We start from the raw sequence: 18,994 nt of genomic DNA, 5'->3' as shown, positions 1-18,994 counted from the left end.
AACCGAACGAGCCCTGAACGCGGATGAAGCCGCTGAGCTTCAGGCAGGTTTCGGTGCCCGGGATGTAGAAGTAGCCAGTGCCGAAAGCGTCGCAAACGCGAACGTATTCCATGGGCTCCGGCTCGGCTGCGACGATTGCGTCGGCTGCCTGTGCGCCGGATACTGCTGCGAGAGCTGCAGCGGAGCCGAGAAGAAGGCTCTTGATGTTCATTTCTGACCTCCAGTCAAAAGTTTCAAACGGGTCTGGGTATTTTGCTGAAGGACAGCGTTCCCTGCCCCATCCCCAACGTTCAAGAAGTCGGACGATCAACCGCCCTTGCTTCCGGATTTGAAAATACAAGACGCGGTCATCGGCGCAACGTCCAACTGATGAGATCGCGTGCTTTGCCTCGCCCTTCGCCGAACCCTGTTGCTGAAACGACACAAAATCGCCGCATGCGGCCCGAGAAAATTAACAAAGGATTAAGAAAAGCCTTTATTCCCTTGAGCTTAGCGTAAGGACAAGTGGCATCTCCTGTTTCAGAAAGAGGCAGAAAGCGGCCCAAATTGGGGGGAAACGCCGGTCCGGCTGCCAAATTCCTTGGAAGGAGCGACGTGCTGCATCGCCACATTTCTCAGAATCGACATTGCGGGTTGCCCCTCCGACAGCGGGAATCACCAGAATCAATTTGCGAGATTCGCAGTTGATCGTGCGCAGCGCCTGATTCTGAGCGGAGAAAAGCCGAGGAGATTCATGAACATTGGCGCGAATGGCGCTGCGAGTGTTTTCCCGCTCGCGACTAGACCGATGTCACATGGGTAAAGACGAGACCCATCAGCCGATGACCGAGATGCGACGAGTGGGAAAATTCAACCTTGGAAGGTGATGGCGGAGAAGAAGGGATTCGAACCCTCGATACCCTTCCGGGTATACTCCCTTAGCAGGGGAGCGCCTTCGACCACTCGGCCACCTCTCCGTTAGCGCCTGACTAGTGTCAGACCGCAGGCAATGCAAGATTTTTTTGTCGGTTTCCGGGAAATGATCGCATTTTCATGTGGGCACCGGGGGAACCAAGCCCCTCACGCGGCCGAAGACTCACGGGAAGCAGCGGTTCGACTGTGGTCGAGAGCGGCAGCAATGCGAGACGAACAGGACCGAGCCTACTGCATGTTTCCTTAGATCGTATTCGATTTAAGGATAAAAACATGCAGCAATCCAAAGTGCGACAGCGACCTTTGCGCGTCTAATAAGACGCGTGGCGCTGTAGCTTTCACCAGCACGTTTCTATGACTTTCGCGAAAGCCTATCGATCGCATCGAGCGTTGCCGCGCCAAAGTCCCCGTCGACAGGACCACTGTAAAAACCGCGATCCTTCAATAGCGCCTGCATTTCCTTGCGGAAGGCCGGCGTGAAATTGCTCGGCTGGGACTTCAACTCCTGAAGCTTGGCCGGATCGCCGCCCTCGATGCTGGCTGCCGCCCAGCGCACCGCCTCCTTCGCATCCGCCTTGGTGCCCAGGCCATAGTCATAAAGGCGGCTCAGATTTCCCATGGCGTAGGCGCTGCCGGCATTCGCCGCCATCTCGTACCAGGTGCGGGCCTGAGCATAGTCCTGGGTGACGCCGGTGCCGATATCGTAGAACCAGCCGAGCAATGCCATGGAATAGGAATCCCCGACATTGGCCGCCTTTTCATACCAGGTCTTGGCTTCGACATAGTTCTGCTCGGTGCCGAGCCCGTTCTGGTAGGCCCAACCGAGCGACGACATCGCGTTGACGTCGCCACCTTCGGCGGCCTTCTTGTACCACGACAGCGACTGCGTCAGGTCCTTGGGCAGGCCGAGGCCCTCTCTGTAGAACCAGGCCACCGTCGCCATCGCGTTGGCGTAACCCTGGTTGGCGGCCAGTTGGTACCATCTGGCCGCTTCATCATAATCCTGGGCGATGCCGCCATAGCCCTCGCGATAGAGCCAGCCGAGCGATGCCTGGCCATAGGCATTGCCGGCCTTGGCTGCTTGCTCGAACATCCGGCGGCCCTGGTCGACATCGACGGCGCCATCGGTGCCGTAAACGGAGAACCATGCCAGATTGGTCAACGCGTACATATTGCCGCCGTCGGCGGCCTTTTGATAATTGTGGCGTGCCTCGACATAGTCGCGTCCGGCATCCTGTGCCCGGCCCAACATATTGACGAGCATCATGTCATCCGGGTTTTCGTTGACCGCCTGGGCGCAGGCCGTCAGTGCGCGGGCGGAATCAAGCTTCAAGAAATTCACACCAACGAAGCCGGGCATCGACTGAGGTTCACCTGCCAGCAGATAGCAGTCGCGCGAAGCCTGCGTGTCCTTGCCGGTCTGCGAGATGTTGAGGCCCTTTTGTGGTTCGAGGGCGGCGATCTGCTGCTCGGCCTCTGCCTTATGCTTGCTGTCGGGATAGCGCTCGAGGAACCGCGTCAGCGCGGCGGCATCGGTCGATTGCTTGAGGGCATCCCAGGCGATCTCGTCAGGGGTCACGCTCGACATCTGCTCCGCCTCGGCCAGGAGCTTCAGCTTCTTCTCCGCCAACATCTTGTAGACGGGATCGGACCCATGCTTGGCGAGAAAGGCATCGATCAGGTCTTTGTCGGCGAGATCGCGGATGTTCTGCCAGTCGGCAGCGGCAGCCGACTGGCTGTTCGGCGAGAGCTGCTCGCCGTTATTCGTGATGTTGATGTTCACTTCTTTTATATTCAGGAAGATCTGCGCACCGCCAAGCGACCCATAGACAAAGGGCTCCTGACCGCGGTTTGTGACCGAAACCACCTCATCGCGGACCTTGCCCAAGGCGATTCGCACATCGACACCCGGCTCGGTGAGATATTTGGCAAGTGCGGTGGCAAACGGGCTGTTCTTGCCCTCGCCATCAAGCGCCACTGTTCCGGCCTTGGAAGCGAAAGCGACAAGCAGGTCGGCCGATTCCGGCTCGACACGCGCCAGGCCCCGCGAAACTGCGCGCGTCGAGATCGAGCGCGTCATGCTTTGCTCGAACGGATTGTTGCGACAGGCGTCGAGTATCACCAGCTTGAGCTTCGTTGCGCCCTCGAGCGAGCGCTGAACCCGATCAAGGCCAATCGCCTCGTCCTCGATATCCTTGTCCGTCTTCAATTGCACATCGGTCGGCAGCAGGAAGTTCTGGCCGTTCATTTCCATGCCGTGGCCGGAATAGTAGACGATCGCCACGTCGGCGCCCGTCGCCAGATCTTCAAAATCGCGCAGCGCCTTGACCATGTCCTGGCGCCCGAGGTCATGAACGGTGGTGACGGAATCGAAGCCGGCCTCCTCGAACGAAGCCTTCATCAGTTCGACGTCATTGGCGGGATTGTTGAGTTGCGAGGTCGCTTCGTACTTTTCGTTGCCGATCAACAGGGCAACGCGCTTTGCGGCCAAGACCTCGGCCGGCGCAAACGCCGACACCGCCACCAAAAGAATGACGAACGACCGCCAGCGCGACGAATGCCCCGAAAACATGCTCTTCCCTCCGGCGTCACCCCTTATCCACCAACTCCTCGGGAGCAGGATTGAGGAGGCGCACAACCCCAATGACGGCACTTCGGGACGATGCCAACGCCCCACAATCATGCCCAAATGAAACTATTACGTATGAGCCAGGGGCTTTCAATGTCTCCGATCGCCATATTTTTTGAGGTGGCTCGTCGTCTGCGCCGCCGCAAGGTCGAAGCAAGCAGGCGATCTTAACCCGGACGCCGCATCGCTTGCTCCGGGTGATTCCGGCCGAGCCTGATGCGTTTCCTGCGCCAATGAAAGGCTATGCGTTCTCGGAGTTTGCCATGTCGATGAAAATGCACGTCGCGGAAGCGAAGCCAGGACAGCTGGCAACGACGTATCAACACTACTTTATTGAGCGTCCCTGCCGGATTCTCATCATTGGCCAGCACCTCAAGGCAAAGACCAAATATCAATGCCTGCTGCGTCACATTTCGATCGCCGGCGCCATGCTCGATTTCAATGCCGCACTGATCGTGCCGAAACACTTCTTCCTCGAGATCGACGGATTCAAGGAAGAGATCGGCTGTTCCCAGGTCCACCGCAGCGGCGCGGAACTCGGCGTGCGCTTCAACATGCTGCTGGCGCCCGATTTCATCAGCCGGTTGATCCGCATGCAATTTTCAAGCGGTGGCTTTTGATTGTGGCCGGCTCCGGTACACGGAAAATGACCGATGTTAGATTTTTATCGAACTCCTTCAGGGGATTGCAAACTTCTCAACCGAAACTGCACTCGACTTACCTCGGCATTCACGCGAGGATTAAGCGTGGGCGAATGAGTTGCCCACGATCGAAGGCCGAGTTTGGCAATGATCGCATTTCGCGATCCGGCGTTGGCGGAGAATGACAGATGCAGCAGACGATGTATTCCTGCGTGCCCTCGCCGTTCTACGAGCGTCGCTACGAACGCTTTTCCATCGGCCATGCCGCCACCCTGACGACGGTGCAGCCGGGCCTTGGCAGCGTGTCTGTCAGGACCTGTCGGATGATCGACATTTCCCGCGGTGGCGCCAGCTTTGCCGTGCAGACCACCATCGGCCTGCCGCAGCATTATTATCTCCATATCATCGGCACAGCACTCCGCATCGGCTGCGCCGAGGTCTATCGCAACGGCGATCGCGTCGGCGTGCAATTCATCAAGCCGATCGAACAGAGCCTGCTGCGCGAGATCATCCGCCAGGAATTCTTTACCGGCCAGAACGCAAAAACGCCCAAGCGCCGCTGATGCCTCTGCGGCCGGCGCAACGGGCGTCAAAACGCAACAATTCGCGACGGCTTTCTCATCAAGGCGATTCCGCATTGCCGAAGCATGGGTTAAGTTCCGCGAACTTTGTTCGAACGGGGCCTTATATAAAGCATGTCCGCATTCTCTCGCTTCACGCCGCTCATCCAATCCCTGCCCTCCACCATTCCCTTCGTCGGGCCTGAGGCCATTGAGCGCCAGCGCGGGCGCGCCATCGCGGCCCGTATTGGCGCCAACGAAAGCGGGTTCGGACCTGCTGAAAGCGTCGTGCAGGCGATGCGAGAGGCGGCAACGGGAACGTGGAAATATGCGGACCCGGAAAACCATGATCTGAAGCAGGCGCTGGCTGCCCGGCTTGGTGTCCCTGCCGCCAACATTGCGATCGGCGAAGGCATCGATGGCCTGCTCGGGCAGATCGTGCGGCTCGTCATCGAACCCGGCATGCCGGTCGTCACATCGCTCGGTGCCTATCCGACCTTCAACTATCACGTCGTCGGTCACGGGGGCCGGCTGGTGACGGTGCCGTATGTCGGCGATCGCGAGGACCTCGATGGCTTGCTTGCAGCCGTCGAAAAGGAAAACGCCCCGCTCGTCTATTTCGCCAATCCTGACAATCCGATGGGAAGCTGGTGGGACGCCGAGCGCATCGTCGAGTTCGCCAGGGCCTTGCCCGAAACAACGCTCTTCATTCTTGACGAAGCCTATTGCGAAACCGCTCCTGCTGGGGCCCTACCCGCCATCAACAGCTTGATCGACATGCCAAATGTCGTGAGGACTCGGACCTTCTCCAAGGCCTATGGCCTTGCCGGGTCACGGGTTGGTTACGTCATCACCACGCCCGGGACTGCCCAGGCATTCGACAAGATCCGCAATCATTTCGGGATGAACCGGATCGGCGTGGCGGCGGCGGTGGCGGCGCTTGCGGATCAGGATTATCTGAACTCGGTAACGGCAAGGATCGCGCATTCGCGCGAACGCATCGCAGAGATCGCCAGGCGCAACGGATTGTCGCCGCTCGTTTCTGCGACCAATTTCGTTGCGATCGATTGTGGACGGGACGCGGTCTATGCGCGTGCGATCGTCGATACACTGATGAGCGACCACGGCATCTTCATCCGCATGCCCGGCGTAGCCCCGCTCAATCGCTGCATTCGCGTCAGCACCGGGCCGGAAGCGGAGATGGATCTGCTTGAAGCTGCCCTGCCGCAGGTTCTGGCCAAACTGGCAGGCGGCCAATAGGCCTTCATCTCCGGCGCCTGCGCGCTGGCGGGCGCCGCTGGACGGGAGCTTGCTCCCGCCTTGTCGTTCAGTGAACGGTCATCCATTCGCGGGCGGCACGAAGCGCGGCTGCGAGGTCGGATTTGCTCATGGTCATCGAGAGGTCAGCGCGCAGATCAACGGCGCGGTCGCAGCCCTTGATCGCGGCAATGTTCAGCCATTTGTGGGCGGCCACCAGATCGACCGGCCGACCGCGGCCGGTCGCATAGGCCAGACCCATTTCGCAGAACACGTCCGCCTGGTTTTCACCACCCATCGCGGTATTCGAAGCAACCTGCATATCAAAGCGTGCCATTGTCTTGTCCCTGTTTTGCCTGGTTGGTTTTCCGAAGCGGCCCGCCCTTTGGAGGCGGACCATGCTCCAGATCAGCATTCGTTTTTGGTCCCTGTTCGACCGCGCCTCTTTGTGGGCCTTTCCGAACCGCGCCATCTTTTGCAGCGTCGTCTTCGGTCATTTGGCGGGGTGAATTTCTCCGCTCGTCTTATGGGTCTTACTATGCAGCACGGCCTTCAATACGCGCTTAAAATGCATGATTAATTTGCGACAAACAAAGTCCAAACACTTGGTAAACTTGAGTTTTTGTTAAACATCGAAAGGCCGGAAATCCGGCGCATTCGAATAAAAATTTACGAAATATTCAACTGCCGATTTCAACCAAACGGTAACCACGAAACAAGCACCCGGCCTGCCAACGCCGTCCTTCCTCGATTTTTCTCCGCCTGAACCCGGCAAAGAAAAAGCATAAACGGCCTTGTTCAAGCCAGTTTACCTTTACGTACGCGTAAGCTATCGTGCGCGCGGCGGTGAGGAGACTGCCTTTCAAACGAGGATATCTGCAGAGATGCCGGCGAAGCGGACCGCGCCGGCAACTTCTATCTGGAGGAATGAATGTACCGTACCCTGTTCATGACCGCGGCTCTCGCTCTTGGCGTCGTCGGAACGGCCGTTGCCGCCGAACCGATCGTCGGCAACTGGAAGACCGCAACCGGCGCTACGGCCGAGATTGCCCCTTGCGGCGGCGCTTTCTGCGTCACGCTGAAGACTGGCAAACACGCCGGCAAGCGGATCGGCAACCTGTCCGGCACGGATGGCAGCTATTCCGGAGAGATCACCGATCCCGAAACCGACAAGACCTATAGCGGCTCGGGTGCAGTCAGCGGCAACTCGCTGAAGATGAAGGGCTGCGTGCTCAAGATTCTCTGCAAATCGCAGACCTGGTCGCGCCTCTAGCTAGAGCATGTCGCGCAAAAGTGTGCCGCGCGTTTGCGATAACGGCATGCGTAAAACAAGAACTTAAATCGCGAGATCGCGACGCGCTTTAAGATCGATACAAAAGGGTGGCCATCGGGGTCGCTCCCAGAGCGTTGACAAACCCGCCGATATTTTCGGTGGGTTTTGTTTTTGAAATGTCAGGCGCATCCAGCCGCCTGCCAAAGACCGCCCATCTGCCGCATCGTTGGCTTGGGCGCGCGCCCTGCCCCGCGAGAACGGCGGCTATTTCAATCGCAAGATGAACGCCAGATGAACGACCGTATCAGCAAGAGTTCAGTTTGGTTGTGCGAAAACACGCTCAATCGATTTGAACCGCCTCCAGACCAACGGACAGAACCATGGACATTCTTGCTCGGCGCCTCACTATTATCAGCCTTCTTATGGTTGTTTTTGCGATGACCCTCGCGGCCGCAGTCAGCGCAGATACCGAACGTCGCCGCAGCAACACTTATCTCGGCTCGCTGACGGATTGCACAGCGCATACAGCGCAATACTGCCAAGCCAAGCTCTAAGGGAGAAACCGACATGCTGGCCGCCCTTTCCACATCCGCCTTTCTCTCGCTGCGTGTTCTTGCACTTGCCAGCCTGCTGATGGCGCCGGTTGGGGCGCTCGCCTATAGCAAGGCCAATGGCCTCGGCATCGGCAAGCAGGGCGCCGGCCTCGTTCTCTTCGTGACGCTGCAGCGTCAATCCATGAGCTGACCGAAGGCGCCACCGGCGCCTTTTAATTTGCCTGTCTCTCTTGCATCGCCGAGCGCCTTCCTGTCCTTTCACGGCTGAAAGGATCTGCTATCGATGCCAGCCTATGCCGTCTATTCCCTTGCCGCCCTTGCCGAGATCGCAGGATGTTTCGCCTTCTGGGCCTGGCTGAAACTCGACAAGCCGATCTGGTGGCTGATCCCGGGCATGGCGTCGCTGGCACTGTTTGCCTGGCTGCTGACACTGATCGACAGCTCGGCAGCCGGCCGAGCCTATGCGGCCTACGGCGGGGTCTATATCGCCGCGTCACTCATCTGGCTGTGGCTTGCCGAAGGCGTGCGGCCCGATCGCTGGGATCTGACCGGAATGGTCGTCGCGCTCATAGGCAGCGCCCTCATCCTTGCTGGACCACGCTAAGACCGCTTCTGCATAATGCCTTAAAGGCATTTATGCAGAGAGTTTAAAGCGTTACAGCGTCCTTTGCGCGTCATATCTGACGCGCAACGCTGTAAAGTTGTTCTGCCAGACGCGGTTGTGCATGCCAGCATCTTGTCGTTTGCTTGTCAGAGGCCTCAGCCTATAATGCGACATGAACAAGCGAATCTCTTCACACTCCGTCCTTTCCGTCTCCACACCCGATCCGTTCGAGCCGCAGTTCTTCGATGATCCGGCGGCGGCAGTCGATTGCCTGGAGGCGCTCTACGATCGCAATACCCGGTTCCTCACAGAGGCTTTCGAGGGGCTGGGCAAGAACGGCGTGACCCTGACGCGCTACCGCGCCTGCTACCCGCAGGTCAGCATCGAGACCAGCAGCTTCGGCCATGTCGATTCCCGCCTGTCCTACGGTTATGTCAGCGCACCGGGCGTCTACACCACGACGATCACGCGACCAAAACTGTTTCGGCACTATCTGAAGGAACAGTTGGGGCACCTGATGCGTAATCACGGCCTCGGCATTACCGTGTCCGAATCCTCCACCCCGGTCCCGCTGCATTTCGCCTTCGGCGAAGGCGCCCACGTCGAAGCGTCGGCGGGCGAAGCCATCGATATTCCGCTACGCGACCTGTTCGACGCACCTGATCTGACGACGACCGACGACGAGATCGCCAACGGCTCCTACGAACCTGGCCCGGGCGAACCCTCCCCGCTTGCACCGTTCACCGCGCAGCGCATCGACTATTCGCTTGCCCGCCTCAGCCACTACACGGCCACGAGTGCGACGCATTTCCAGAACTTCGTACTGTTCACCAACTATCAGTTCTACATCGACGAGTTCTGCGCCTGGGCGCGCCAGCAGATGACGGAGGGCGGCAACGGCTACACGGCCTTCGTCGAGCCCGGCAACATCATCACGCCTGCCGGTTCCGACAAGCCGGAAACGGACTATACGCTCGCCCGCCTGCCGCAGATGCCCGCCTACCACCTGAAGAAGAAGGGCCACGGCGGCATCACCATGGTCAATATCGGCGTTGGCCCATCGAACGCCAAGACGATCACCGACCATATCGCCGTGCTGCGCCCGCATGTCTGGCTGATGCTCGGGCACTGCGCCGGGCTCAGGAACAGCCAGCGCCTCGGCGACTATGTTCTTGCCCATGCCTATATGCGCGAAGACCATGTGCTGGACGACGACCTGCCGGTCTGGATCCCCCTGCCGGCACTTGCCGAAGTGCAGGTGGCGTTGCAGGACGCCGTGGCGGAGGTCACCGGCTACCGCGACTATGATCTCAAGCAGATCATGCGCACCGGCACCGTTGCCACCATCGACAACCGCAACTGGGAACTGCGCGACCAGCGCGGACCGGTCAAGCGCCTGTCGCAGGCGCGCGCGATCGCACTCGACATGGAATCGGCGACGATCGCGGCCAACGGCTTCCGCTTCCGCGTGCCCTACGGCACGCTGCTTTGCGTTTCAGACAAGCCGCTTCACGGCGAGTTGAAGCTTCCGGGCATGGCAACAGCCTTCTACCGGACACAGGTCAGCCAGCATCTGAAGATCGGGATCCTCGCTTTGCAGAAACTTGCGGCGATGCCGCCTGAGAAGCTGCACTCCCGCAAGCTCAGAAGCTTCTACGAGACGTCGTTCCAGTAACCGTGACGGCGCCTACGGCTTTCTCTGCAGAAGCATCGACAGCATCGTGCCCGCGACAGCGGACACGATGATCAGCAGATGCGCGTTGACGCCGGCGCCGGCCAATTGCTCCAGCGCTGCGCGGTCCGCCCCTGCTCCGAAAGAAACGGCGCCGGCGGCGATCGCTGCGGGATAAGTGCCGACGCCCGCCGGCGCGTGCATCGGCAAGACGGAGGAGAGTTCGCCGCCAAGAGCCCCGCCAAAACAGGCAGCAAGCGGCGCGACACCCATGATCGCCAGAACCCAGGCGAGAACCACCACCTTGACCGCCCAATTCAGAATGGTCATCGCCCAGGCCCTGAGGAATGCCTTTGTCGTGCCGGGCAGACCTGTATCCAGCTCTTCGACGATCGATTCCAGTCTTGCCGGCAGCAACCGCCGCGCCAGGGCGACAACGCGATCCTTCAACAGAAAGAACGGAAGTGGCGCGACCAGCGCCGCGATCCAGAGCGCCCAGGCGACGCCTGATCCGCGGCCAAAAACCAGGCCGACTGCGGCGACCGTCAACAGGGCATGCAGGTCGAGCAGCCGCATGACCAGAAGTGCCGCGGTCCCCCGCGCCAGCGGGATGGAGAATTCCGACCGCATCAACAGTGGAAAGCTCGTCTCTCCGGCGCGAAAAGGCAACATGATGTTCAGGAGATTGTGGACTTGGGTGACGCGAAACAGCGCCAGAAACCGGCCTGACGTTTCCGCCGGGAAATAATCATAGATGCGATAGCAGCGAATGAAATAGGTGGCGACAAGAAGTATCAGGGCCGCGAGCCCGGAACCGACGCCGATTTTCGTCCATTGATCGAGCAGCGTTCGCCAGCCCCAGATCCACTGGACAAAAACCGCATAGGCGACAATCGCCGCGGCCGATATCAGCGTCACACGGTTGCGCGCCAGCCACGATCGCCGCTCGAACTCGCAGCCAGAATTCATCAGACGCCGATTTCCCGTGTTGAAACACAACTTTGCACGTTGGTTATCACCGATAACTGTGCAAGAAAATGATTATGTAAGCGCACCCCTATTCTTCCGGCTCGTGCAAGGCGCGCCGAATGCACGAGCGATCCCATGCTGCCCATCGAGCTATCCGTCGTCATCCCAGTCTTCAACGAAGAGGACAGCATTGAGCCGCTCATCACGCGCGTCAGTGACGCCATGGTGAATTTTTCAGCCCCTTGGGAGCTGATCCTGGTCGATGACGGCAGCACCGATCGCACGCTCACCAATGCAAGGAAGGCGCTCTGTCGCCCCGATCTTCAGCTGAAAATCATCGAACTGCAGAAGAACTTCGGGCAGACCGCCGCCATGCAATCCGGCATCGACGCGGCGTCCGGCCGGTTGATCGCCACACTCGACGGTGATCTGCAGAACGACCCGGTCGATATTCCCGCTATGGTCAAAGCAATCGAGGAGCGGCAACTCGACCTGCTCGTCGGCTGGCGCAAGAATCGTCAAGATGGGCTGTTGCTCAGAAAAATCCCGTCCTGGTGCGCCAACCGGCTAATCGGCAAGATCACCGGCGTCCGGCTGCACGACTATGGTTGCAGCCTGAAGGTTTACCGCGCCTCGATCATCAAGCAGGTCAAGCTGATGGGCGAGATGCATCGCTTCATCCCCGCCTGGGTCGCAGGGGTCGTACCCAGCAGCCGCATCGGCGAAATGCCGGTGACCCACCACGCGCGCCAGCATGGCCACTCGAAATACGGTATCTCGCGCACCTTCCGCGTGATCCTCGATCTGCTTTCGGTTCTGTTCTTCATGCGCTACAAGGCGCGCCCGGGCCACTTCTTCGGCTCGATCGGGCTTGCAGCCGGGGCGGCGAGCGTCCTCATCCTGCTCTATCTTGCCTTCGACAAGTTCCTTCTCGGCAACGACATCGGCACCCGCCCGATGCTGATCGTTGGCGTGATGCTGTTTCTGTCGTCGGTGCAACTCGTGACAACAGGCATTCTCGCCGAGATGATGGCGCGTGCCTATTTCCGCGACGACGAAACCACCAGCTATATCGTGCGTGAGGTCTTTGTACGGGATCAAACGAATGTTTGAGTTCGTCGAGCGGCGACCCAACCTCGTCACCGCCCTACTCGCCGGCTATTTCCTGCTCTGCATCAGCCTGCGTCTCGCCGTTTCGAATTCGCTCGAAATCGACGAGGCGGAGCAGGCATTCGTGTCGCAGTTCCTGCGGCTCGGTTACGGCGCGCAACCGCCCTTCTACAACTGGCTGCAATACGGGCTTGCATCCGTTTTCGGACCGTCTCTCGCGACGATGACGGTGCTCAAGAACCTGCTTCTGTTTCTTTGCTGTCTCTTCTATGGCTTCGCCGCGCGCGAAGTCCTTGCAGAAAAGCGCCTGGCGCTGATTGCCATGCTCGGCGTGCTGACACTGCCGCCGATTTTCCTACTTGCGCAGCGTGACCTTTCCCATACGGTCGCGGCACTGTTCGCCGTATCACTGTTTCTCTACGGCTTCCTGCGGACATTGGTCCGGCCGAGTCTCGCGGCCTATCTGCTGACCGGCCTTGCTGTCGGCATCGGCTTCATCTCCAAGTACAATTTTGCGCTTGTACCCGCCGCTGCCGTCCTTGCCATTCTGCCGGAACCCAAGCTACGCGAGCGCCTTTTCGACTGGCGTATCCTGGTCTCGCTGTTGGTTGCGGCACTGATCGCTTTGCCGCATGGCTGGTGGATCCTCGAAAACCTCGGCTCCGCCTCAAACAACACCTTTCTTGAGATGCGCGAGGCCCATTCCGAAGGCCGCCTCGCACAGGCGTTCGGCGGCGTGGTTTCGCTCATTGCCGCCACGATCCGCGGCGGTATCGTGCCGCTGATCGTGTTCGGACTCATATTCCGCAAGAGCATTCCTGCGATTTGGTCGGCGCAAAGCCAATGGACTCGCGTTGTCGGCCGTATGCTTGCAATCTGCCTCGTGGCAGTCCTATTGATTGTTCTGGGGGTCGGAGCCACGCATATCCGGGAAAAGTGGCTCGTGCTCTTCCTGATTCTCCTGCCGCTCTATCTCTGCCTCAAGGTCGAAGCGGCTGGCGTCGATGCCGCGTTTAAACTTCGACCGTTCCTGTGGCTCGTGGCCTTCATCGTGCTCACTACGCTGATGGTGGTTTCCGCCCGCGCAATCGTGCGGCCGCTCTTCGGCAAATATTCGCGATTGAGCATTCCCTACGCCACGCTGGCCGAAGCGGTCGTTAAGCTCGGGGGTCGCGAACCGGCCCTGATCCTTGCGAAAGACAGGTTGATCGGTGGCAACCTTCGCACGCACCTTCACGATGCTCCCGTGCTCACCCCCGGCTATCTTGACGCAGGGACGGCCAGCGCATCGTTGCCGCTGCTCGTCGTCTGGAGCGATGACGGCAAGGCGGAGCCAATCCTGCCCGAGGCGCTGGCAAACGCCATGAAAACGCGTGGATTTTCGACGACGTCGGCAACGCCACAGGTTCTGTCCCTGCCCTACCTGCACGGCAAGGCTGAAGACCGGTACACTTTCGGCTACCTCTGGGTCAGGGACTGACCCGGGGTCACGAACTAGACCGGTCGCGCCGACGAGCAGTTTGAGTTCGCCGGGATGGATCCTCAACGCGACGTCGCGGCCCATTGGCAGAAGTTCGCCATCGATAACGCAGTTGATCTTCCGGTCGACCTTGGGGAAATGCAGGTCCAAAGCATGGCCGCTCATCTCGGTAATAACCGGATTGTCGCGGAACTTGCCGCGCAGCACGTCGAGCGCAAGCTTGGCAACGCCGGGCGGGCTCAACGGCGGTGCCGTGTAGAAGCCGAGATGGCCGGCGGTCACGTCATCAGCATACATCAGCGTATCGCGCCCGAACGGGTTGTTCGACACGGACACAGCCGAAACGTGCCGGCTTTCATGGTGACCATCCACGTCGAACTCGATCTCGAAATCCGGCGGATTGAGAATGACCCCGACCGCAGCGCGTGTGCTCGCCGTGATCTTGCCCAGGCGCGATCGAAAACTGAACGATTCGCGGTAGCGCACCATGCGAGCATGCAGACCCATCGAGAACTGGTGGACGAAGGCTCGGCCATCGGCGCTGCCGATATCGCCGTCGATGATCGTGCCCTGCGCCAGAACTTCCGGCACCTTCCAGATATCGAGCGGCAATTTCAGCGTGCGCGCAAAAAGGTTCATCGTCCCCGCAGGAACGACCCCAAGCGGCATGCCGGTTTTCCAGGCAACGCCCGCGGCTGCCGAAATCGTACCGTCGCCGCCACCCGCCACGATTGCGTCGAGATCGTCGCGCCGGCAGGTCTTTTCCAGGGTCTCCTGCATCTCGGCGCCCGAGACGGTCGCGATCTCGATCTGGTGACCCGCATCGCGAAAGACCGCCTCAACCCTGTTGCCATAGGCCGCCATGTCCGTCGTTCGGAAGGTCCCACCATCCCGATTGAAGATAGCTTTGATTTTCATGAAAGGCTTACAGGCTCCATTGCCGTGGCACACGGGCGTCCACTGCGATGAGATAATCGCAATCGGCGCCGTTTCCAGAGCCTTACCAAAACTTAACCTTGAACCCGCGTCGGCGGGCGCTCGAATTCACCGTCGCTGCCCACCTTTGTCTGCAGGGCGGCAACGTCGCCGACCTGCTTCGGCGTCACTCCGGCAGCTTGAGCGGACCACCTGTCTTGATCGAGCGGATGGCGAAGTTGGAACGGATGTCAGTCACGCCGGGCATGGCCAGCAATGTCTCCGTCAGCAGCGTCTCATAGGCGGAGAGATCTTCGACGACGACCTCAGCAAGAAAATCGGCATTTCCGGAGATCAGGAAGCAGGAGACAACTTCGGGAATGGCAAGCAGCGCCTCTTGCTGACGCTGGGCATTCTCGCGGCTGTGCTGGCCGACCTTGATTTCCACGAAAACGGTCAGGCCGAGCCCGACTTCCTTGCGATCGATGTCGGCCCGATAACCGCGCAGGATCCCCGATTTCTCCAGATTGCGGATGCGCCGCAGGCATGGCGACGGCGACAGATTGACACGTTCGGCAATCTCCACGTTCGTTGCCCGCGCGTCCTCCTGTAAGATCTTGAGAATCGCGAGATCGAATTTATCTAGACTTGGCATAGTTGATAATCCAGTGAGGCCGTATTGGCATATGATTGCGCACCATAGGCCATTTGAAGCATAAATCGCAAGGACATGCCCCGCCCCCAGGCAGTAATCTTCTTCCCAGGCCCAAGCGATTGTGGGCATTTAAATCGGGAAGGAAAATCAGATGGTTGCGCTCACACTCGATCGCGGCAACGCCACGCCTGTCGCCGCCGGCTATGCCGGCGCCTTCGTCACCGTCCTGATCTGGGCGGGGTGGATTCTTGCGACACGGCATACCGCCGGCACCGCACTCGGCACAATCGATCTCGGCCTCATCCGCTACGGCGTTCCTGCGCTGGTTCTTGCACCGGTTTGGCTCAAGATCGGGCTCCTGCCGCGCAAGCTTCCGCTGCTCCTGCTTCTCCTGATGGTGGCTGGTTCCGGCGCGCTGTTCTTTCAGGTCGCGGCCTTCGCCATCCATGCGACGCCCGCCTCTTCGGTCGGCGTGCTGCTCGGGGGCTCGATGCCGCTGGCGACGGCGCTGATCGGCATCACCCTCTTCGGAGAGCGTCCAGACCGGATGCGCATCGTCGGCTTTGCCGCCATCGTTGCGGGCGTTGCCCTTCTGCTCGCCCGCAGCCTTGCCGGCACCACTGGCACCGGCTGGACCGGCTACGCCCTCCTTCCGGCGGCAGCCACGCTCTGGGCGATCTATACCCACGCCTTCCGGCGCTCCGGCCTCAGCCCGCTCGAAGGCAGTGCACTGATCGCCGTCTGGTCTTTTCTTATCCACCTGCTGCTTGCCGGCATCTTCGGCAGCACGCTTGCAAGCGTTCCGCTGAAGGAGATCGCGCTGCAAATCACCAGCCAGGGCCTGCTCTCGGGCCTCGTCGCGATGGTCGCCTATGGCGTGGCCGTTCGCAGCCTCGGCGGAACTCAGGCCGCCGCCTTCACCGCGCTGACCCCGGTACTGGCAATGTTCGGCGGCGCAATTCTTCTCGGTGAACAGATCGGCCCGTTCGAAATTGTCGCCGCCATTGTCACGGCGGTCGGCGTGGCGCTCTCGACCGGCATCCTTTCACCGCGCAAGGCGTGAAGGATCAGAACGGAAAATGGCCCGGAAGCGAAAGCTTCCGGGCCACTCTGTTGCTTGGTACCGTCATTTTCAGCCGTGAACGATCTCGCGATGCTTCTGCAGCCGGTGGCCATAGGCCTGGCTGACGCGGTCGAAGATGATGGCGATGCCGACGATGGCCAGGCCGTTGAAGATGCCGAGCGTGAAGTACTGGTTGGCGATCGCCTTCAGCACCGGCTGCCCGAGCCCTTGAACCCCGATCATCGAGGCGATGACCACCATGGCCAGCGCCATCATGATCGTCTGGTTAATGCCGGCCATGATCGTCGGTAGCGCCAAGGGCATCTGCACATTCTTCAGTTTCTGCCAGCCCGAGGAGCCGAAGGCGTCTGCCGCCTCCAGCACATCCTTGTCGACGAGGCGGATGCCGAGGTTGGTGAGCCTGATCATCGGCGGGATGGCGTAGATCACCACCGCAATCAGCCCCGGAACCTTGCCGATCCCGAGCAGCATGACCACCGGAATCAGATAGACGAAGCTCGGCATGGTCTGCATCACGTCGAGAATCGGATTGACGACATTCTGGACTCGGTCCGAGCGCGACATGACGATGCCGAGCGGTATGCCGATGGCGATCGACAGCACGGTACAGACGAAGATCATCGAGATCGTCTTCATCGTATCGTCCCACATGTCGAAATAGCCGATGAGCAACAGCGTGCCGATACAGCCGGCGACGATCTTCCAGTTCCGGCTCGCAAACCAGGCGAGAACCGCGATCAGCAGGATGATGATCGGCCAGGGCGTGCGCGTCATGAAGCGCTCCGACTGGATCAGAAAGAATTGCAACGGCTCGAAGAACGCTTCGATACCGTCGCCATAAGCGCGCGTGAAGGTGCGAAAACCCTCGTCGATCGCCTTTTTCAACGCCCGCAGGCGGTCGTCATCCATATGCGGAAACTGGGTCAGCCATTCCATCAAATTGCCCTTCACTGCTCCCCGACGGCGGCCCCGTTTGTTTGTTTTTGTCCGCCGACAATCACCTAGAGCGTTTCCGGATCAAGCGGAGATTCGGAAACGCTCTATCTCCTTGTTTTCACAAATTTCCTTGCGGAAAATCGCTTCGCACTTTTCCAGGAAATGCTTTAGCAGGCGGCGCACTGAACGGTGCGCCGCCCAATTGCGTCAGTCGATGGCCATCAAAGCGCCGACTTCACCTTCTCCGCGACATCAGACGAGACCCAGGTGGTCCAGATGTCAGGGTTTTCCTGGAGGAAGTGCTTTGCACCTTCCTCGCCGCTGGCCTGGTTGTCGGTCATCCAGGCCATCAGCTTGTTGACGGTGTCGTTGGTCCAGGCACGCTTGTTCAGGTAGTCCAAAGCCGGGCCGGCGCGATCGGCGAACGTCTTGGTCAGGAGCGTCTGGACCTTGTCCTTCGGCCAGTCGTTCTTCTTCGGGTCCGGGCAATCGGCAACCGTGTTGCACCGCTTCCACTCCGCTGCATCCGCCTCGACGCCGTGGCCGAGCTTCACCATCTCGTATTTGCCGAGAAGTGCCGTCGGCGCCCAGTAGTAGCCGACCCATCCCTGCTTGCGTTCATAGGCCTTGGCAATCGAGCCATCGAGGCCGGCGGCCGAGCCGGTATCAACAAGCGTGAAGCCGGCTGCCTCGCCGCCATAAGCCTTGTAGAGCTGGGTCGTAACAACCGTGCCGCCCCAACCCTGCGGGCCGTTGAAGACGGCGCCCTTGCTGGCATCTTCCGGATCCGGGAACAGTTCCTTGTGCTTCAGCACATCGTCGATCGTCTTGATGTCGGGATTGGCGTCGACGATATATTTCGGCACCCACCAACCCTGGACGGCGCCGTCGGAAAGCGCGACGGCGGCGCCGACCAGCTTGCCTTCTTCAAGGCCGCGATTGACGACGTCGGGCAGAAGGTCCACCCAGCCTTCCGGCGCAATATCGGGCTGGCCCTTTTCGATCATCGAGGTGATCGTCGGCACGGTATCGCCGACGACGAGCTCGGCGTTGCAGCCATAGCCTTCCGTCAGAATGATCTTGTCGACATTCGCCAGAACCTCGGCGCTTTGCCAGTTCATGTTGGCGATCGTCACGTCGCCGCATTCGGCCGCCGAGGCCGTGCCGGCAAGGCCAAGAAGGCCGGCGGCCAGGCAAGTCGTTGCTAGAAGCTTGTTCATTTCTGTTCCCTCTGTTCTGGCGGTACGTCCCGTCGGACGACCGATCTCACCGCAGTGATCGGTCGCGTGTCAACAGGCTTGGGCCCTACTCAAGAACAACAGGGACCGAACGGCCTGCAGGTCCGTCGGCGCGCTTGGCGCGACAACGGCACCCTCAAGGCTATAGGGTCTTTCCGGCAAGGACTTTCCCATTTGCGTCAACGATTGCCTTTCCCAATGCTCCCGCATTTGTCGGGGCGCCGGAGATGTGGGCTCACCGCTGAGCAGGATGACGTTGCGCCGAGAAAAGCGCGCCGCACACGGGTCCGGTCGTGTGCTTGAAATGAAAGAGGCGCCGAGCCAGAGCTCGACGCCTCCAAATGTTTCCTTTTGCGCGGTCGCGCGAAAACCCGCCCTCACATGTTGGGATAGACCGGTCCCTCGCCGCCCTGCGGCGGCACCCAGTTGATGTTCTGGTTCGGGTCCTTGATGTCGCAGGTCTTGCAGTGCACGCAGTTCTGCGCGTTGATGACGAAGACCGGCT

General features: G+C 60.0%; 19 protein-coding genes, 1 tRNA gene and 1 pseudogene. 11 read left to right on the top strand and 10 right to left on the bottom strand.

Going from position 1 to position 18,994, the window contains the following annotated elements; translation table 11 throughout:
• From BKP54_RS34035 to BKP54_RS34020, 3 genes are all read right to left on the bottom strand, one after another.
• Positions 1–211, bottom strand: a 211-nt coding sequence (locus tag BKP54_RS34035; RefSeq protein ID WP_198956911.1) for a porin, incomplete at its 3' end; no start/stop codon positions are given.
• A 655-nt stretch (positions 212–866) separates the two neighbouring features.
• Positions 867–956 (bottom strand) — tRNA-Ser (locus BKP54_RS34030).
• A gap of 308 nt (positions 957–1,264) precedes the next feature.
• Entirely contained in the window at positions 1,265–3,484 is a 2,220-nt protein-coding gene (locus BKP54_RS34020) for a caspase family protein (RefSeq protein WP_025426375.1), read from the bottom strand.
• A gap of 254 nt (positions 3,485–3,738) precedes the next feature.
• Here BKP54_RS34020 and BKP54_RS34015 point away from each other — a divergent pair, with 254 nt between their 5' ends.
• From BKP54_RS34015 to BKP54_RS34005, 3 genes are all read left to right on the top strand, one after another.
• A complete protein-coding gene (locus BKP54_RS34015) occupies positions 3,739–4,161 on the top strand; it encodes a hypothetical protein (protein ID WP_244445421.1) in 423 nt (140 codons plus the stop codon).
• A 209-nt stretch (positions 4,162–4,370) separates the two neighbouring features.
• Positions 4,371–4,745 (top strand): PilZ domain-containing protein, encoded by a 375-nt coding sequence (locus BKP54_RS34010; protein WP_025426373.1) that lies wholly within the window; start codon positions 4,371–4,373, stop codon positions 4,743–4,745.
• 132 nt (positions 4,746–4,877) lie between these two features.
• The gene (locus BKP54_RS34005) at positions 4,878–6,002 is read left to right on the top strand and encodes a pyridoxal phosphate-dependent aminotransferase (protein ID WP_025426372.1); all 1,125 of its coding nucleotides are present in this window, start codon (positions 4,878–4,880) and stop codon (positions 6,000–6,002) included.
• A gap of 67 nt (positions 6,003–6,069) precedes the next feature.
• Here BKP54_RS34005 and BKP54_RS34000 read toward each other — a convergent pair whose 3' ends face one another.
• Positions 6,070–6,336, bottom strand: coding sequence for a sel1 repeat family protein (locus BKP54_RS34000; RefSeq protein WP_025426371.1), 267 nt, complete (start codon positions 6,334–6,336; stop codon positions 6,070–6,072).
• 594 nt (positions 6,337–6,930) lie between these two features.
• Here BKP54_RS34000 and BKP54_RS33995 point away from each other — a divergent pair.
• From BKP54_RS33995 to BKP54_RS33985, 5 genes are all read left to right on the top strand, one after another.
• Positions 6,931–7,272 carry a DUF2147 domain-containing protein gene (locus tag BKP54_RS33995; RefSeq protein WP_025426370.1) on the top strand — a complete coding sequence of 114 codons (342 nt, stop codon included), beginning with the start codon at positions 6,931–6,933 and terminating at the stop codon, positions 7,270–7,272.
• Between the two features lie 380 nt (positions 7,273–7,652).
• Positions 7,653–7,826 (top strand): hypothetical protein, encoded by a 174-nt coding sequence (locus BKP54_RS35615; RefSeq protein WP_025426369.1) that lies wholly within the window; start codon positions 7,653–7,655, stop codon positions 7,824–7,826.
• Between the two features lie 13 nt (positions 7,827–7,839).
• Complete coding sequence (locus BKP54_RS35610) at positions 7,840–8,016, top strand: hypothetical protein (protein WP_162174731.1); 177 nt, start codon at positions 7,840–7,842, stop codon at positions 8,014–8,016.
• Between the two features lie 93 nt (positions 8,017–8,109).
• Positions 8,110–8,430 carry a YnfA family protein gene (locus BKP54_RS33990; protein ID WP_025426367.1) on the top strand — a complete coding sequence of 107 codons (321 nt, stop codon included), beginning with the start codon at positions 8,110–8,112 and terminating at the stop codon, positions 8,428–8,430.
• 172 nt (positions 8,431–8,602) lie between these two features.
• On the top strand, positions 8,603–10,105 hold the full coding sequence (locus BKP54_RS33985) for an AMP nucleosidase (RefSeq protein WP_084815652.1): 1,503 nt from the start codon (positions 8,603–8,605) through the stop codon (positions 10,103–10,105).
• A 12-nt stretch (positions 10,106–10,117) separates the two neighbouring features.
• Here the strand turns inward: BKP54_RS33985 and BKP54_RS33980 are convergent, their stop codons facing one another.
• Positions 10,118–11,071: a lysylphosphatidylglycerol synthase domain-containing protein gene (locus BKP54_RS33980; protein ID WP_025426365.1), complete on the bottom strand. Its 954-nt coding sequence runs from the start codon at positions 11,069–11,071 to the stop codon at positions 10,118–10,120.
• Positions 11,072–11,206: 135 nt separating this feature from the next.
• Here BKP54_RS33980 and BKP54_RS33975 point away from each other — a divergent pair, with 135 nt between their 5' ends.
• The gene (locus BKP54_RS33975; protein WP_025426364.1) at positions 11,207–12,184 is read left to right on the top strand and encodes a glycosyltransferase family 2 protein; all 978 of its coding nucleotides are present in this window, start codon (positions 11,207–11,209) and stop codon (positions 12,182–12,184) included.
• Positions 12,177–13,661, top strand: a complete 1,485-nt coding sequence (locus BKP54_RS33970) for a glycosyltransferase family 39 protein (protein WP_025426363.1) — start codon at positions 12,177–12,179, stop codon at positions 13,659–13,661. Before BKP54_RS33975 ends, BKP54_RS33970 begins: the two co-directional genes overlap by 8 nt.
• A 24-nt stretch (positions 13,662–13,685) precedes the next feature.
• Here BKP54_RS33970 and BKP54_RS33965 read toward each other — a convergent pair.
• Together BKP54_RS33965 and BKP54_RS33960 are read right to left on the bottom strand one after the other, a co-directional pair.
• Positions 13,686–14,579: pseudogene (locus tag BKP54_RS33965) on the bottom strand (diacylglycerol kinase family protein); the annotation flags it as partial.
• Between the two features lie 184 nt (positions 14,580–14,763).
• Positions 14,764–15,231 carry an Lrp/AsnC family transcriptional regulator gene (locus BKP54_RS33960; protein ID WP_025426361.1) on the bottom strand — a complete coding sequence of 156 codons (468 nt, stop codon included), beginning with the start codon at positions 15,229–15,231 and terminating at the stop codon, positions 14,764–14,766.
• A 151-nt stretch (positions 15,232–15,382) separates the two neighbouring features.
• Here BKP54_RS33960 and BKP54_RS33955 point away from each other — a divergent pair, with 151 nt between their 5' ends.
• Positions 15,383–16,294, top strand: a complete 912-nt coding sequence (locus BKP54_RS33955; protein ID WP_025426360.1) for a DMT family transporter — start codon at positions 15,383–15,385, stop codon at positions 16,292–16,294.
• 69 nt (positions 16,295–16,363) lie between these two features.
• Here BKP54_RS33955 and BKP54_RS33950 read toward each other — a convergent pair whose 3' ends face one another.
• The 3 genes from BKP54_RS33950 to BKP54_RS33940 form a co-directional block, all read right to left on the bottom strand.
• A complete protein-coding gene (locus BKP54_RS33950) occupies positions 16,364–17,251 on the bottom strand; it encodes a proline/glycine betaine ABC transporter permease (RefSeq protein ID WP_025426359.1) in 888 nt (295 codons plus the stop codon).
• A 221-nt stretch (positions 17,252–17,472) separates the two neighbouring features.
• Positions 17,473–18,471, bottom strand: a complete 999-nt coding sequence (locus BKP54_RS33945; RefSeq protein WP_025426358.1) for an ABC transporter substrate-binding protein — start codon at positions 18,469–18,471, stop codon at positions 17,473–17,475.
• 395 nt (positions 18,472–18,866) lie between these two features.
• Positions 18,867–18,994: 4Fe-4S dicluster domain-containing protein (locus BKP54_RS33940; protein ID WP_143347948.1), on the bottom strand; the 128-nt coding region annotated here is incomplete at its 5' end.

It is taken from the genome of Ensifer sp. 1H6 (assembly GCF_001976035.1).
GTDB lineage: Bacteria > Pseudomonadota > Alphaproteobacteria > Rhizobiales > Rhizobiaceae > Ensifer > Ensifer canadensis.
This window is presented reverse-complemented; position numbering and strand designations above follow the sequence as displayed.